This window comes from Terriglobia bacterium (genome assembly GCA_036496425.1).
In the GTDB taxonomy this organism is placed as follows: Bacteria; Acidobacteriota; Terriglobia; order 20CM-2-55-15; family 20CM-2-55-15; genus 20CM-2-55-15.
The window spans coordinates 1-14,973 of record DASXLG010000330.1 but is presented as its reverse complement, the minus strand read 5'-3'; the positions used below and the strand labels follow the sequence as shown (position 1 = coordinate 14,973).

Annotated in this window: 15 protein-coding genes; 9 read left to right on the top strand and 6 right to left on the bottom strand. The window is 56.5% G+C overall.

The window, feature by feature from the left end; translation table 11 throughout:
• Positions 1–11: 11 nt before the first annotated feature.
• Positions 12–776: a DUF4239 domain-containing protein gene (locus VGK48_23890; GenBank protein ID HEY2384227.1), complete on the top strand. Its 765-nt coding sequence runs from the start codon at positions 12–14 to the stop codon at positions 774–776.
• Between the two features lie 21 nt (positions 777–797).
• On the top strand, positions 798–2,321 hold the full coding sequence (locus VGK48_23885; GenBank protein HEY2384226.1) for a DUF3011 domain-containing protein: 1,524 nt from the start codon (positions 798–800) through the stop codon (positions 2,319–2,321).
• 7 nt (positions 2,322–2,328) lie between these two features.
• Here VGK48_23885 and VGK48_23880 read toward each other — a convergent pair whose 3' ends face one another.
• Complete coding sequence (locus tag VGK48_23880) at positions 2,329–3,429, bottom strand: MBL fold metallo-hydrolase (GenBank protein ID HEY2384225.1); 1,101 nt, start codon at positions 3,427–3,429, stop codon at positions 2,329–2,331.
• Positions 3,430–3,437: 8 nt separating this feature from the next.
• Positions 3,438–4,199, bottom strand: a complete 762-nt coding sequence (locus VGK48_23875; GenBank protein HEY2384224.1) for an adenylate cyclase — start codon at positions 4,197–4,199, stop codon at positions 3,438–3,440.
• A 157-nt stretch (positions 4,200–4,356) separates the two neighbouring features.
• Between VGK48_23875 and VGK48_23870 the strand changes: the two genes are divergently transcribed.
• The gene (locus VGK48_23870; GenBank protein HEY2384223.1) at positions 4,357–5,145 is read left to right on the top strand and encodes a hypothetical protein; all 789 of its coding nucleotides are present in this window, start codon (positions 4,357–4,359) and stop codon (positions 5,143–5,145) included.
• 34 nt (positions 5,146–5,179) lie between these two features.
• Here the strand turns inward: VGK48_23870 and VGK48_23865 are convergent, their stop codons facing one another.
• Complete coding sequence (locus VGK48_23865) at positions 5,180–6,352, bottom strand: hypothetical protein (protein HEY2384222.1); 1,173 nt, start codon at positions 6,350–6,352, stop codon at positions 5,180–5,182.
• A gap of 274 nt (positions 6,353–6,626) precedes the next feature.
• On the opposite strand from VGK48_23865, the gene VGK48_23860 reads away from it, so the two are divergent.
• The 5 genes from VGK48_23860 to VGK48_23840 all read left to right on the top strand — a co-directional run bounded on the left by VGK48_23860 (position 6,627) and on the right by VGK48_23840 (position 12,257).
• A complete protein-coding gene (locus VGK48_23860) occupies positions 6,627–7,913 on the top strand; it encodes a DUF3300 domain-containing protein (GenBank protein HEY2384221.1) in 1,287 nt (428 codons plus the stop codon).
• A gap of 2 nt (positions 7,914–7,915) precedes the next feature.
• Positions 7,916–8,863 (top strand): DUF2950 domain-containing protein, encoded by a 948-nt coding sequence (locus tag VGK48_23855; protein HEY2384220.1) that lies wholly within the window; start codon positions 7,916–7,918, stop codon positions 8,861–8,863.
• Positions 8,864–9,490 carry an isoprenylcysteine carboxylmethyltransferase family protein gene (locus VGK48_23850; GenBank protein HEY2384219.1) on the top strand — a complete coding sequence of 209 codons (627 nt, stop codon included), beginning with the start codon at positions 8,864–8,866 and terminating at the stop codon, positions 9,488–9,490.
• Between the two features lie 158 nt (positions 9,491–9,648).
• Positions 9,649–11,877: an ATP-binding protein gene (locus VGK48_23845; GenBank protein ID HEY2384218.1), complete on the top strand. Its 2,229-nt coding sequence runs from the start codon at positions 9,649–9,651 to the stop codon at positions 11,875–11,877.
• A complete protein-coding gene (locus tag VGK48_23840) occupies positions 11,874–12,257 on the top strand; it encodes a response regulator (protein ID HEY2384217.1) in 384 nt (127 codons plus the stop codon). Before VGK48_23845 ends, VGK48_23840 begins: the two co-directional genes overlap by 4 nt.
• A 72-nt stretch (positions 12,258–12,329) precedes the next feature.
• On the opposite strand, the gene VGK48_23835 is transcribed toward VGK48_23840, so the two are convergent.
• Positions 12,330–12,854, bottom strand: a complete 525-nt coding sequence (locus VGK48_23835) for a DUF4136 domain-containing protein (GenBank protein HEY2384216.1) — start codon at positions 12,852–12,854, stop codon at positions 12,330–12,332.
• Between the two features lie 90 nt (positions 12,855–12,944).
• Positions 12,945–13,658, bottom strand: coding sequence for a hypothetical protein (locus VGK48_23830; protein HEY2384215.1), 714 nt, complete (start codon positions 13,656–13,658; stop codon positions 12,945–12,947).
• A 268-nt stretch (positions 13,659–13,926) separates the two neighbouring features.
• Here VGK48_23830 and VGK48_23825 point away from each other — a divergent pair, with 268 nt between their 5' ends.
• Entirely contained in the window at positions 13,927–14,199 is a 273-nt protein-coding gene (locus tag VGK48_23825; protein HEY2384214.1) for a hypothetical protein, read from the top strand.
• A 17-nt stretch (positions 14,200–14,216) separates the two neighbouring features.
• Here VGK48_23825 and VGK48_23820 read toward each other — a convergent pair whose 3' ends face one another.
• Positions 14,217–14,894, bottom strand: a complete 678-nt coding sequence (locus VGK48_23820; protein ID HEY2384213.1) for a dienelactone hydrolase family protein — start codon at positions 14,892–14,894, stop codon at positions 14,217–14,219.
• Between the last annotated feature and the right edge of the window lie 79 nt (positions 14,895–14,973).

Below are 14,973 nucleotides of genomic sequence, written 5' to 3'. Positions count from 1 at the left end.
TATCTACATCTATGGCCATCCTTCTATTGGTCATTGGCGGATTGGTCGGCGCAGTGTTGCTCACGATCGATTGCGGTTACCGCATGGGTATCCGTCTGCGCTCCCGGAATCCGCAGAGATTTCAAAGCCTCCATCCGACGATCGACGCCTCCATTTTCGGACTGATGGGACTCCTTATCGCTTTCACTTTTTCAGGGGCCGCAACGCGTTTTGATTTTCGGCGGAGTCTTGTCGTGCAGGAGGCCAATGCGATCGGGACAGCGTATCTTCGTCTCGACCTGCTGCCGCCGGAAAAGCAGCCGGAACTTCGCGAAGGTTTTCGCAACTACGTTCGTTCCCGTCTGTCTGTAAATGCAGCAATTCCGGATGTGAAAGCGGTGCAGGCCGCGCTCGATCGGTCGACAGCGCTGCAGGAAAGCATATGGAAAAAGACCGTGGAAGCCGTTGAAGGCGCCAGTCCGGCGGATAAATCACTGGTGTTGGCGAATCTGAATGAGGTGATCGATATCACGACCACCAGCACCGCAGCGCTCATGACCCACCCGCCACTGGCAGTGTTCGTGATGCTTGGGCTTACCGTCCTGGTGGCCTCAATGATAGCGGGATACGAAATGTCCCTTTCTGCATCGCGAAACTGGGTGTCCACCATCAGCTTCGCGATTGTGTTAGCGAGCGCCCTGTACATGATTTGCGACTACGAGTATCCGCGGGTTGGACTTGTCCGGGTGGATCCGATGGACCGGGTGCTCATGGATACCTTGAACCAGATGAAATGAGCGGCACAGGAGCGAGTCACCGTGGTTTATAAACGAGTTCACTGGATAGGAGTTTCGCTTGTCGGCCTGTTCCTGACGCCTGTGGCCGCTCTCATCGCTCAGCCAAAAACCGTGACGTGTTCCTCGAAAGAGGGTGAGCGGCAGAGTTGTCCGGCCGACACATCTGCAGGTGTCGCGCTTCAACGCTCCGGGGGGCCGGGCGAATGCCTTTTAGGAAAGACGTGGGGTTACGACGGCCAGAGTGTCTGGGTATCCGACGGTTGCTCCGGCGAGTTCGTGCTGGGTCAGGCAGTTCCCGCACCCGCACCTGCAACTGCAAGCGCCCCACAGCCGAACGGCGACGAGCGGATCGAGACCTGGGGCTCCATTGAGCCGGGAAAAGGGTTTGTTGTCGGAAGAACGGCAATCGGAGAGCTGAGCATCAGTGCGTACGCTCTCACACGGTACCTTAATCAATTGCCTGCTCATCAGACATTCATAGACCACCTCGGCGTGGCACACAACATCGATACCAGAGACGACATCTACTCCCACCGCATCATGTTGTTCTTTAAAGGATGGATCGGCCGTCCCAAGTTGATCTACACCATCATCCTGTGGACGGTGAATACTACCGATCAAAGAGCGATCTTTGCCGTGACCGGATACCAGTTCTCGAAAAAGTTCAGCCTTTATGGCGGTCTCAATGGGCTGCCTGGCACTCGTTCGCTTGTAGGTTCACACCCTTACTGGCTGGCTCATGATCGCGTGATGGCTGATGAGTTCTTCCGGCCTTTTTTCACCAATGGCATCTGGGCCAGCGGCGAACCTGTTTCCGGGCTCTGGTATATCGGTATGATCGGAGACAATCTGAGCGCCCTCGGCATTACCGCCAACCAGTTGACTCGTGCTTTTGCCGCCGGTGGCTCTGTATGGTGGATGCCTACAACAAAGGAGTTCGGCCCGCAAGGCGCGTACGGAGATTGGGAAAACCATGATCGCCTGGCTACACGTTTCGGCGTTTCCGCCATGCGAAGCCGTGAGAATCGGTTCTCTGACCAGGTTTCGGGCGACCCCGACAATACGACCATCCGGCTGGCGGACAGCTTGAACGCGTTCGACACCGGATCCCTGGCCCCAGGCGTCACGCTTCAGGAGGTCGGCTATAAGCTCCTATCGCTTGATGCCGGAATGAAGTATCACGGTATGTTTCTTCAGACCGAGGTTTACAACCGCTGGCTCGATCACTTTAACGCGGACGGATCTGTGCCTGTTTCATCGATCCACGACAAAGGGTTCTATATCCAGGCCGCGTTCTATCCGGTGACCAAAAAGCTTGAACTCTACGGTGCGACTTCTCAAATCTACGGCGACAAGTCTGCCGGTTTTCGCAACAGTAATGAATACCTTGCCGGGATGAATGTCTATCTTGCCCATTCCCGGAATTATCGGATTAACGCCCAGGTCATAGAAGTGAATCGGTCTCCCGTCAGCAGCACGTTCGGCTACTACGTCGGAGGAGAGCGGGGGCCGATCCTGTCCACGGCACTGTCGATTTTCTTCTAAAAGGGGTTCAGCTTCGCGCCCGATACGTTTTCGAGAAATTGGTTCGCGTGTTCGTCACGGTGAAAGAGCCGTCCTGTCGTGCCGACACTTTGATCCAATACGCTTTGCCATTATGCGCCGGGGCTGGAGGTTGAACTGTTCTGGCCGCTGGAGGTGGCATCGGATCAACCGGTACGGTGGGCTGAGGCCTGTCCGCCAGGTCTGCGATGAATATTCCCGGGACGGTGTATTCCTGGCCGCTGAGTTGTGAAAAGTGAAGCTGCCACAGATTCTCGAGTCCAGGAGCGGAATAGATCACCTTCATGACCTCAGGTTCGCCGCCTTTACGAATACCGTTATTCATGATTGCTACTCTCGATTCGATTGCATCGACCAGAACCTTCGTATTCGAGTTCGGCTGGCCATGGTGAGAAACAATGAATAAGTCCACTGTGCCAAGGCGATTTTCCGGGCACATGAGCTGGAACTCTTTGTCTGCGGACAGATCGCCCAGATGGATTGCCCGAAACCGTCCGAACCGGACATGGATTCCAATCGATTGTGAGTTCTCAGACGTATCCGCTACCGGCTGTGAATAGTCTGTGCAATATGTATTGGGTCCACCACCTGCAGGCAGTGGCGCACGGATCGTTTTACCTGCCGACGTGACAACAACAACGTCGAGGTCTGTGATTGCTATCGTGTCACCAGGCTTGACGATGGTTCGTTTGGCTTTGCCGTAGAGGGCAGGATAAATGTTTTTTAGAAATGCATCCGCTTTTGTATTGCGCTGAATGCTGGGCCCGTGGTCGATGAATTCGCGAATCGGAACCTGGCGGGCCAGTTCGGCCATACCGCCGAAGTGATCCAGGTGCCAATGTGTAGTAATAAGGTGGTCGATTTGTTTCACGCCGGCATCGTTCATGGCTTCGATGATGCGCCCCGCATCGCGGGCTGCCGCGTTGAGGTGTCCTGTGTCGAGAAGCAGCGATTCTCCGGAAGGGGTGATGATAAGCGTCGCATTTCCCCCTTCCACATCGACGACATAAAACTGCAGCGATCCCTTCCCGCCAGACAACGATGCGGCAAGCAATGAGAGTGATGTCAATACTGCAATAAGGACGCGCACTTGAGCGGTCACTTCCTGTTGCCAAGATGAGAGAAGTAGCGCAGGGCCCTGCGCGTTTTCGTTTCCTGAATGCCGGTGAGGTTTATGCCATGGTGCAACAAGAATGCCCGCAGTTCGGCGAGTACTTGAAACGCCTTATTTGGCGCACACTTTGTTGATAGTTCAAGAACCCGTGATGCGTCCGGGTAGAACCACACCTCGGCAGTCATGAGCCTTTTGAAGGTTGGAGGTCTGAATTTCAGTTTCGCGACGTTGATCGGTCCCATTGGAATCAATGAATCAAGCACAAGACGTTTTGGCGCGTGTGTCTTATAAAGCTCCCGTTGCTCCCGCGAAAACAGAGTTTTAAGGGGCCGTTTTGACAGAAGTACCTGCTTCACATCGGAGTTGTCCGTCTTTCCCTTCAAAGAACCGGAGCAGACGATGGTACCGGGCATCGCATCAACCTCCATCTTGAAAGCAGCGGAATGGCGGAGAGAATCGGGCAGGTCAACGGACCGTACGTTCCGCAGTTTGACAACACTGTCTCCCCCCTTACGCATACGTCGCGCACGCATCACCAAACCTGTACGGTTCAGCCTCAGGTCCCGGGTATCGAAAAAAATGACCTGGCAAAGCTCCGCGTCCAGGACGTCGAGGTTCAGTGCTGCAATTGAGGAGTGGTAGTCGCCGTCCGGCACTGTGAGCTTGAGCTCGACGCTGTCCGCATCTTTGAGGAGGTTTAGCGCTTCCGTAATGCGGCCGTCAGTCGTTTGTGTCACGGGTTTCATGCCTGAACAAACAGCATGCAATTGTCCCTATTCGTTCATCAGGACATATCCGGTATTTATCGGTGTCCATATCAGGAATCTTTCAGCCGGCCTTAAGGGCCGTGGCCCGCCTAACGCGTGATGCGCTCTGAATTGCTCTTACGGGAGATGGAAGTACATGCAATCGCAATTGAGCACGGTAACGGTTTTATTCGCCCTGTTCATCAGCACGGCAGTGTTCATCCTGCTCGCGTTTGAAGCTGGGCTCCGATTGGGCAGATGGAGGAGCCGGCAACCGGATCCGGAACCGCAGCTGTCCGCTCGCATGATCATCGGGAGTGTTCTCGGCTTGCTTGCATTTGTTCTCGGGTTCACGTTCAGTGTGGCTTCTTCTCACTTTGATGCCCGCAACGACGCTCTGGATGATGAGGCTATCGCCATTGCGACGGCCTACCATCGTGCCGAACTGCTTCAGGAACCCGAGCGCACCAGCATTCGCGCCTTGCTTCGGCGCTATATCGACTTGCGCCTGGACGGCCATCAATCGGCCGATATCGAGGAGATGATCCGGCAAGTCCGAATGTTGCAGGACCAGATGTGGTCGGAGGCGATCGCAGCCCAGAAGAAGAGTAGCGGTCAGCCCCCGCCGGCGATTGTATTTCAGGCTATCAACGAAGTAATCGATGTGAATGCGGAACGAGTCCTTAGAAACATGCAGGCCCGGATTCCTGCCGGAGTGTGGGTCGTTCTTTACGGAATCGCAGCTATCGCTGTCGTGGCGGCAGGTTATCACTCCGGCTTGACCGGCGCCCGCCGGAGATCGTTTGCCTCCATTGCGTATGCATTGGCTTTTGCCGGCGTCATTGTCATGATTGCGGACGCGGATATCCCCCGATTCGGACGACTACAGGAAAACAGACAAGCTTTGACGGACCTGCAGACGCGGCTTGGAAACTCCCAACCTTAAATCGTTTGATGAACTGCCCCTGGAATTCAAACCACTATTTCAATAGGAGGGTATAAACCTCGGACAGGAGTTGTCTCAAGGAGATGACACTGGTTAACAGCGGAAGTGCGGGGAGAACATAGGCGACGGCAAATATCCCGATGGTTGTGCGGTTCGGCAACCATGTCCGCGTCTGCGCGATGCCCGCATAGCTGTTCCTCATGTCGGCGAGTGACTGGATATCCGGGCTTCCCAGAAGGGTTCGATGCAAAGAATCCGGATGCGATATCCACTTCTCCTGGAACGCTCGAACATATCTACCGGCCAACGGTCCGTACATTGCCCAGTGTTCCAGCTTGGACCGGACGAGTATCGGCGTGAAAACCACCAGCGGGCCGAGAATGATCCCCAGGCAAATAGGGAACAAGGATGCCAGTTCCAGTTCATAAGAGCGCAGGGAAGCGCCGTTGAATACGAGCTGCTCGCCGATCGAAGCACACAGGATGGAAGAGATCGCGAAAACCAGCACGGAAAACCGGCGCATTCCGACGTGGACGAAATTCAGCCCCCCGACTTGATCGGGATGTAATGCGACCACGCTCAGTTCAAGTCTCGAGATCCGGAAAAGGAGGTACGCCCATATCCCGAGCCTCCAGACCCAGACAAACCACGCGAACAGGAACAACGGCATGCTCACCCACAGGAACCACCAGCCCGCAGCTGTTTGCGGGACAAGTGCGCCGTGACCAGGGTGATTCCAGGAAGAAATGCCTTCGGAAGTGTGTCTATATAACCCCAGTGACGTGTAGAGATAGACGAGCACAAGAATTACCCATTCGCTGATTATTGAACCGGCGAGAGTGCGAGCCCGTGAGATTGCGCTTTCGAAGCAGACGAAGTCCTTGCGCGAAACGATACCGGATTTCAGAAAACTGTTCAGGACACTTCTAAGGCGAGGATTGATGTACTCCCCCATGGCAATCGCGCATGGCAAAGCTACCAGGAATCTCGCATACTGAACCAGATCGGCAAGAAACGGGATCTGGACCTTCCCGCCAAGGGCCATTCCCTCATGTGCAGTGAACAGCAGGAGCGGTACCCAGGCAATGAGCACGGCCAGCATGATCTGGCCGGTCAGGTTCTGAGGAATCCACCGTAATAGTCCGAGCCTTCGCAACTGCCGGATCAGCGCACTGCCGCCGGCGAGTGAGAATTCGACGTTCTGCAAGAACCCTAGCGGACGCCTTTCTTGCACGTTCTCCCTGCGAGCAGGCAGATGCCCAAAGCATCACCCGGGTTGTAGCCAGAGCTTTTTAAGAGAACGCCCGTAAAACACGGCATCGCTTTCCGGAGTTTTTCGCACGTCAGAAGACGGTCGCGAGAAGTACCGCATTCACCATGTCCGTATGCGTGCCGCACAATCCTAGTAGTTTTGCCATTAACTGAGCCCTCCTACCCTGGATATCCTGAACTCAGGGACAGCCAAAGTCAGGAGGCTTGAAATGAAACCCAATATATTGTGGCCAGGAGGTATCTGCCGACTGGCCCGGCCATTTATAGGTTTTGCTACTGTGGTGCTGCTTGTATCAGGCAATGCGCCTCTGTCGGCGGCCCAGGCTCAGCAACAAGCTGCAGATGAAACCGCAAAAATTCCCGCCGATCAACTGGATGCTCTCGTGGCGCCGATTGCGCTTTATCCCGATCAGCTGCTTAGCCAGACGCTGGTAGCATCGACTTATCCATTGGAACTTATTCAGCTGGGACAGTGGCTTGGGAAAAACAAAGGACTCACCGGCAAGCCGTTAGTCGATGCCGTATCCAAACAGCCCTGGGATCCAAGCGTGCAGGCGATGGCCCCGCTTCCCGATCTGGTGAAGCGGCTGGCCGATAACATCCAATGGACCACCGATCTCGGCAATGCCTTTCTTGCACAGGAGAGCGATGTGATGGACGCGGTGCAGCGAATGCGTGCCAAGGCGCAGAGCAGTGGCGCGCTCACCTCAAGCACGGAACAGAAGGTGGAAACTCAGCAAGCCGGCGGCAAGAGCGTGATTGTTGTGGAGCAGTCGCAGCCGGATGTTGTGTATGTACCCGATTACAATCCTGTCGCGATCTGGGGGACGCCCGCTTATCCATACCCGTCGCTTTATTATCCGGCATACACGCCGGGCGTCGTCGCAGCGGGTGCGATTTCCTTTGGAGTCGGCGTCGCGATGGGGGCCGCGTGGGGAGGCGGATGGGGTTGGAATGCAGGTTGGGGAAACGGTGATATCGATGTGAACCGCAACAACACTTTCAACCGGAACACCAACATCAGCGGCAACCGGGGGGCCCGCAGCAATGTCTGGCAGCACAACCCGCAGCATCGCGGCGGTGCGCCCTATGGGAACCGGGCTACTGCGAACCGGTTTGGCTCGAACGCCCGTGGCGATTCTCTGGCTAGCCGTCAAAAAGGCGCGCAGCAGCAGCTTGCCAGGCAGAAAGGCAATCTCGGAAGCGTGCGCAGCGGCGCTGCTCCGGGCAATCGTCCGGGTGGCGGCAATTTCGGAGGAGCGGGAGGTGGCGCCGGTCTTGCCAATCGCGGCGGCTCCAGTGGCGGCAATCGCATCGGTAACCGCAGCGTCGGCAGCGGTTCCTCCAGAGGCGATCGCGGAGGGTTTGGCGGCGGGGGCGGTTTCAACAGTGGTGCTGCCCGTGCAAACCGCAGCCGTGGTGCTTCCAGCTTTGGCGGCCGAAGTGGCGGTGGCGGTGGTGGTGGCGGCCGCGCCCGTGGCGGCGGAAGGAGGTAATGATGAATTCCATAAAAGTTATGAAATCATTGTGCGCAATCACTTTTGTGCTTTCCTGTGTCGTGTTGCTGGGAATTTGCCTGCAGATTACGGCTGCGCCCGTCAATGCTCCTCGAACGTTTCCTACACCTCAAGCCGCAGCGGATGCGCTCATCAGCGCGGCGGATAACTTTGACGTGCCGGCGCTGGAACAGATCTTTGGCCCCGATGGTGAGGCCATCATCCATTCCGGCGAACCTGCGCACGACAGGGAAATCGCCAAACAGTTTGCAGACAAAGCTCACGAAAAGATGGATGTTTCCGTCGATCCGAAGACGAAGCGCCGGGCATTCATTTCCGTCGGAGATGATGAGTGGCCGTTCCCGGTACCGATCGTAAAAGCGGCCAGCGGCTGGTCGTTTGATTCGAAAGCGGGGTTGAATGAAATCCTCCTCCGGCGAGTCGGCCGGGATGAACTGGACGCCATTCAGATCTGTCATGGATTTGTCGAGGCCCAGGATGATTATGCAACCTCGAAGCATGGCGGATCGCACGTCAATCAATATGCCCAAAGGATCATCAGCACCCCTGGCACGCACGATGGTCTGGCATGGCAAAAACCGGACGGAACATGGGACGGCCCGGTTGGTGAAAAGATAGCGCTCGCCATTGAGCGGGGGTACACGTCCGGCGGAACCGAGCCGTACCACGGTTACTACTTCAAAGTGTTGAAAGGCCAGGGCCCGGATGCGCCGCTCGGACAAATGGACTATGTCGTGAATGGCGCGATGATCGGTGGTTTTGCGTTGATTGCCTTTCCCTCACAGTACAAAGTCACCGGAGTCATGACCTTTATCGTAAGCAACGATGGCGTGGTCTATCAAAAGGATCTCGGTCCGAATACTCCCGAAATCGCGGGCAGGATTGATAGGTTCAATCCTGATAAGACCTGGAGTCCGGTTGCGGAGTAAATGACCGCACGCGTCTGTGGCGGCTCCGGCCGACGGTTCGCCGACTTCCTGTTGTTCGGCGTGACGTCGGCGGAGCTGGCCATTCTGTGTGCTTATACACCAGACTTCACGATCACAGATTGGATCTATCTTTTGCAGCACCTGTGGGTTCTGGCAATCGCTCTGATGCGGCGACCAGCCAGGGCGATGGATGTTTCACCGGGAGCCTGCGCATCGGTTCTTATGGCATATGCATATCCTTATGCTCAGATCATCTGGCTTGACCGGGCGCCGGGCCTTGCTTTGTGGCCGGCGGCGGGTGTCATCGTCGTAACTGTGGCCGCAGTTTTGAGTCTGGCGAGCCTTTTCAGTCTGGGGAGGTTATTCGGAGTACGGCCTGCCTTGCGGGGCGTGGCTTCGAGCGGCCCGTACCGCATCATTCGTCATCCCATGTATTTTTCTTATATCACTGCCGACATCGGATACAACCTGCAGGAATGGAATCTGGGAACCGTTCTGTTGACCACCTGCGGGTGGTTATCTCTCCTTTACCGTATCCACGCCGAAGAACGTGTTCTCGCGCAGGATGCAAGATGGACGAGCTACACCGCCGCGGTACGTTACCGTCTCGTTCCCGGCATCTGGTAGACCGTGAGGATGTATGTTCGCGCCACCGGTTGTCCCCGCAAATGTACCTATGGAGTCCGCAATTATTACCTGCCGCCGTTGCTCGATGTCTTGAGCTTGAGATGGAGGACAGCCGATTGCATTCACACATTGCAGAACCGTAGATGGGAGAGGTGTAGATGGCGAAGCGGCGGGCCGCCGAGCGTGACGGATTCATTCTCATGTTGTGCCGGCAGCTGCCGGGTGCAATGTGGACTACCGATCGCGATCTACGCCTGACGTATGTGACGGGCCGGCTCACAAACAACATGGAGCCACGCGCACGGGTGGGCATGTTGATTTCGGATGTCGTAGGTACGGAAGATCCCGCCAATAGAGTGCTCGCATATCACCGAGCCGCGATGGCCGGAAAACCTCAATCGTTTCACTACAAGTTGCGTGATCGATGGTACGAAGTATTTGTCGAACAGTTGAAGGATGAAAATGAATCGGTAGCCGGCTGCATCGCCGCTGCTTTTGACGTGACGGAACAGCGTGCGACTCAAGATCGCCTGGCTCGAAGCGAAGCGCTGCTTGCTCAGGCGCAGCGCATGGCGCACATCGGCAGCTTCGAGTGGGATATGGCGTCCAATGCTGTGACCTGGTCCGACGAGCTTCACCGCATCTATGGCGTGCCGCCCGGCCAATTCGCCGGAACCTACGAAGCATTCCTCGAGCGCGTTCATCCGGACGATCTCGAACATACGAAAGGCGTCATTTTCGACGCTTTGAGGAACGGGACGCCATTTGTCTATGAGCATCGCATCGTCCGTGGAGACGGCAGCACGCGCGTCCTTCAAACACGAGGTGACATCGTCAGGGACAAGGACGGCCGTGCTGTCCGCATGGCCGGCTGCTGCCTGGACATCACGGAACTCAAAGACGCGATGGCGAACCTGCAACGGGTGCGCTCGCTGCTCGAAGCGACGATTGAAGCCACGGCGGACGGTCTTCTCGTCGTCAACGACAAGAGCCTCATCAGCGTGTTTAACCAGAGATTCCTTTCACTGTGGCGCATACCGCAAGATCTGGCCCGGGAGCACGATGACGAAAAGCTTCTGAACTATGTCTGCGACCAGCTCGAGAATCCGGACCAGTTCATGCGCAGCACCCGCGAGCTTTATCTCCATCCGGAACAGGAGAGCTTCGATGTCCAGCACTTCAAAGACGGCCGGGTGTTCGAACGTTACTCCAGGCCGCAGCGAATCGGTGAGCAAATCGCGGGGAGGGTATGGAGCTTCCGTGATGTTACTGAACGCGAAACACTCCTCCGCCGGGCTTTGTTTCTGGCGGATGCCACACGGCTGTTGAGTTCTCTCGATGTTGAACCCGCGCTGGACAGCGTCGCCCACCTCTCCGTTCCTTTTCTGGGTGACGGCTGCGCCATCGACCTTATCGGAGATGGACAACCGAGACGCCTTCTTTTCGTGTCCCGGGAGGGTTCCGATCTGTGCAGTCCTGAATTTCAAACCACCGTACTGGCGGGGCACCCCGCCATCTATTCCGCCGGCGCCCGTCCGTGCATGGCTGTGCCACTGGTGGTCAAAGAAGCTGTTGCGGGCGCTATGACTTTTATCGGGCCCGCCCTGACCAGTTACCGGCAAGCCGACCTGGAATTCGCGGAGACGGTAGCGCACAGGGCCGCTCTTTCAGTCGAGAACGCGATGCTTTACGGCAAGGCTCGGGAAGCACTCAAGGCGAGAGATGAATTCCTGACGATCGCAGCACACGAAATCCGTGGGCCGATCACATCGATCCATATCGCTGTGCAGGCACTCCTTGCCGGTAAATCGCAGGCCTCGGAGACATCAAAACTGCTCGCAATCATTGAACGCGAAGACCGCCGCCTCGGACGTTTCGTCAACGAACTTCTGGATCTCGGAAAAATCCAGACCGGGCCAATCCGTTTCAACCTTCAAGAAGTGGATCTCGGTGATGTTGTGCGGGAGGCTGCAAGCAACCTTTCCGCCGAGCTCGCCCGCAGCCATTCTGCGCTCTCGATCGTTGTGGAAGGCCGCCTGGTGGGACAGTGGGACAGAGAAGGCCTGGCAGAGGTGGCAGCCAATCTTCTGTCAAACGCCATCAAATTCGGCGAAGGGAAACCGATCGCTATAACCGTGCGTGAACAGCAGGGCCGGTCCGTTCTTCGGGTTCAGGACCATGGTATTGGCATTCAGCCGGAAATGCTGAGCCGTTTGTTCAAGCCATTTGAGCGGGGTGTGTCGACTCGCAACTACGGCGGTCTCGGACTGGGGCTGTTCATTTCACGCACGATTGTCGAGGGCCTCGGCGGAACCCTTAAGGTGGAGAGCAGGCCGAAGGAAGGCACGACGTTCAGTGTCGAATTGCCGAATACAAGGACACTATGAAAACGAATAATGGGACAGTCATGATTGTCGAAGACGATTCCGACATTCGCGAACTCATGAAAATGATCATTGAAAGCGAGGGCTATCATGTCGAGGTCGCGGCTGATGGCCTCGATGCTCTTCGCCAGCTTCGGGAAGGTACACAGCCCGGGTTGATTCTGGTGGACATGATGATGCCCAGGATGGACGGGGAACAGTTTCTCAAAGAAATACGGGCAAACCACTTCGAAAGCACTCCTGTGATCATCATTTCCGGTCACGCCGGAGCCCAGCAGAAAGCCGGCGAACTGCATGCCGCCTCTTGCCTCATGAAGCCCATCGAATGCAAGGAACTGCTCAAAGCCATAAGAAACTTCGTCTCGCCTTTGGCGAAATCATGAAGGTTATGAATAAAAGAGTGGAAGAGGGCCGTTGCCAGCGGCACTCTTCCGGAAATGAAGGAGGGAAGTGAACTAACGTGCGAATCCAGGATAGTGTTTGAACATCTTTTCTATTTGTTTGTCATTCTCCCTGGTTTGTTTTGCCGGCTTCGAAGCGACTTCGTCGACTCCAACGCCCTGCCAGATCAGCTTGTGGGTTTCGCTATCGAACAACTCCACAGACAGCGTTCCAACATCATAGGTTCTCATTTCTGTCGTCGACCACCCGGCTCCTCCCCAATCCCATCCCCAGCCGGAATCGGTGTAGTAGGTTTCCCAGGTATGTCTCTCCTCAGTTGCAAGGTTTGCCCCAACCCCCAGGTCGGCGCCTTCGTCGACCTGCCGCATTCCCCTGGCTGTCAGCTCGTCATTGACAGAACCCATGATCCGATCTTTCATCAGCGGATTCGGCGGCTGAGGTTCCCTGATCCACATGAATGTCTTGTACTTTGAAAAATCGACCGAATGATCGTAGTCGGATGTTACCTTGTCCGCCCGAGCTGCCACTGCCAGGAAGAGTGCGAACCCCAATATGATCCAAATCCGATGTACTTGCATTTGTGTTTTTCCGATCTGAACTACCAGATCTCCTGGTGAGGCGGGCCTGGTTGCAGGCCGGCCTCACGGTGCTCTATCCGAGGATCACGGTCAGCTGCGGAAGCGCCGTGCCACGTATCCCGAGATCGAGGACGCCAAGCCGACCAGTCCGAGCAACTCGAGCCCGCTGGCGGTCCTGGGCAATTCTGTAGGCTTGGTTTCCTGGGACATCGGCTGGCTTGCCTTCGGCTCAGGTGCGGGTACCGGTGCAGGCACCGGTGCCGCTTCAGGAGTACTCGGTGTCTCGCTGTTTATGCTGGGTTGAGGTGTTGCCGGAGCCGGCATCGACGGCGCCATCGGTGCAGGTTCGGGCTGCGGCTTCGATCTCATAATGGATTCATTGTCGTCGGCTTTAGGTGTGATTGCCGCGGCTTGTTCGTTGGATCCCTGCAGCGATTCCAGCTTGGCGTTCGCTTCCGCCGATTCTCCTTTCTCCTTCTCTAACTTGGCGTTCGCCGCCTCTACTTTGTGATTTCCCTTCGCATAGGCTTTATCTATCTTGTGCTGAGCTTTCATGGCAGCCTGCTGCTGCTTTTTGCAGGCCATGGCCGCTTCATGCCCCTCGTGATCGGCCTCTTTCTGGGCTTTTTTCACATCTTTCGGATCCACCGGGCAGCAGCTCTCTGCCTGAGGCGCCGTGGGTTTCTCCCGCAGCGTCTCAGGACAGCTCTGAGCCTGCAGCCTGGGAGAGCCGGCGCCGGCCAGCGTAAGGAACACCGCGACGGCCAGCACTTGCCTGATGGTAAGTCTGGATGAAACGTGCATACTTCCTCCTAAAATCGTCTTATTTGAGTTCATATTGTGTGAGACGGCGGCTGCCACAAAAGGAACGGCGGTTCCTCTCGATCGGCGGGCACTTCCAGAATTGTTCGATCCGGCGGGCCGTAGTTTTACTGAAAATCAGTTTGGAACGGAGCGCTGCCGCCGGTTGACAGCTCCGGGCAGAAGCCGGAAATTTCATCCAACTGTTCGGGTCGATATTGTGGCAACATGCATGCTTCGTCTGCTTTAGCCTTCGGAGAGGTAACAATTCATGGATCGGTTTTCACTTGAGATCCTGGAACGCACGGTTCAACTGGCGATCGAGGCGATGCCGCCGGATGAAAATCCGCGCCTTGTCGAATGTGTGGTGACTATTCTGGACTACATCAAGTCACCTGAAGCGGCGGACGAGCGGACGCTTTTGCCGGCGCTGACGGAACTGCTGGAACTCGCCCGCGCCAATCACCAGTTTCTCATCGCAGCCCGCCTCGCCCCGATTGTCCGCCAGCTCTGCGAGCGCGGCCGCAACTCAGACGTGGCCTGAACGGCCATCAGCCCGGGCTAGGCCGCGCCGGTCTCGCGATTCAGGAGATGTTGTCCAAACCAGCGCCGTGCGAGGCCAGCTACTTCTTCCAGCGCGCCGGGTTCCTGAAAGAGATGAGTTGCGCCCGGAATAATCTTCAGTTTATGCAGCGCTCGAAGTTCGATAGCGGCGCGCCGGTTCAGCTCGATGACGGCATCGTCGAGCTCTCCGACAATGAGTAAGGTTGGAGCGCGCACGGCGGAGAGCGATGATCCGGCCAGATCCGGCCGTCCGCCGCGTGAAACAATCGCTTCGATGAGTTTGGGCCGCTCGGCGGCCGCAACCAAGGCGGCAGCGGCTCCGGTGCTCGCTCCGAAATAGCCGATGTGTTGAGTTTCCTCAGCCAGATGCATGCGGAGCCAGTCCGTGGCCGCCACCAGGCGGCCGGACAGCAAGCCGATGTTGAACCTCAATTGTGCGCTGCGTTGATCGCGGGATTCTTCGCTGCCGGTGAGCAAATCCAGAAGGAGCGTAGAAAATCCGCCGCGGTTCAAAGCCTGCGCGACATATTTGTTTCGTGGACTGTGACGGCTGCTCCCGCTTCCATGCGCAAAGAGGACAAGAGATCGGCTGTCCAGGCAGAGATTCAAATCGCCATTGATGGACCCGCCGCCTGCTGGAATCGAGACCGTGCGAAATTCGACCTGCGATCTCATTGTTTGTACCAGATTAGCTCGTTTCCGCAGGCACGGCTCACGAGAATTTCTCCAGGCGTTGGATCTCCGTTATTTGTGC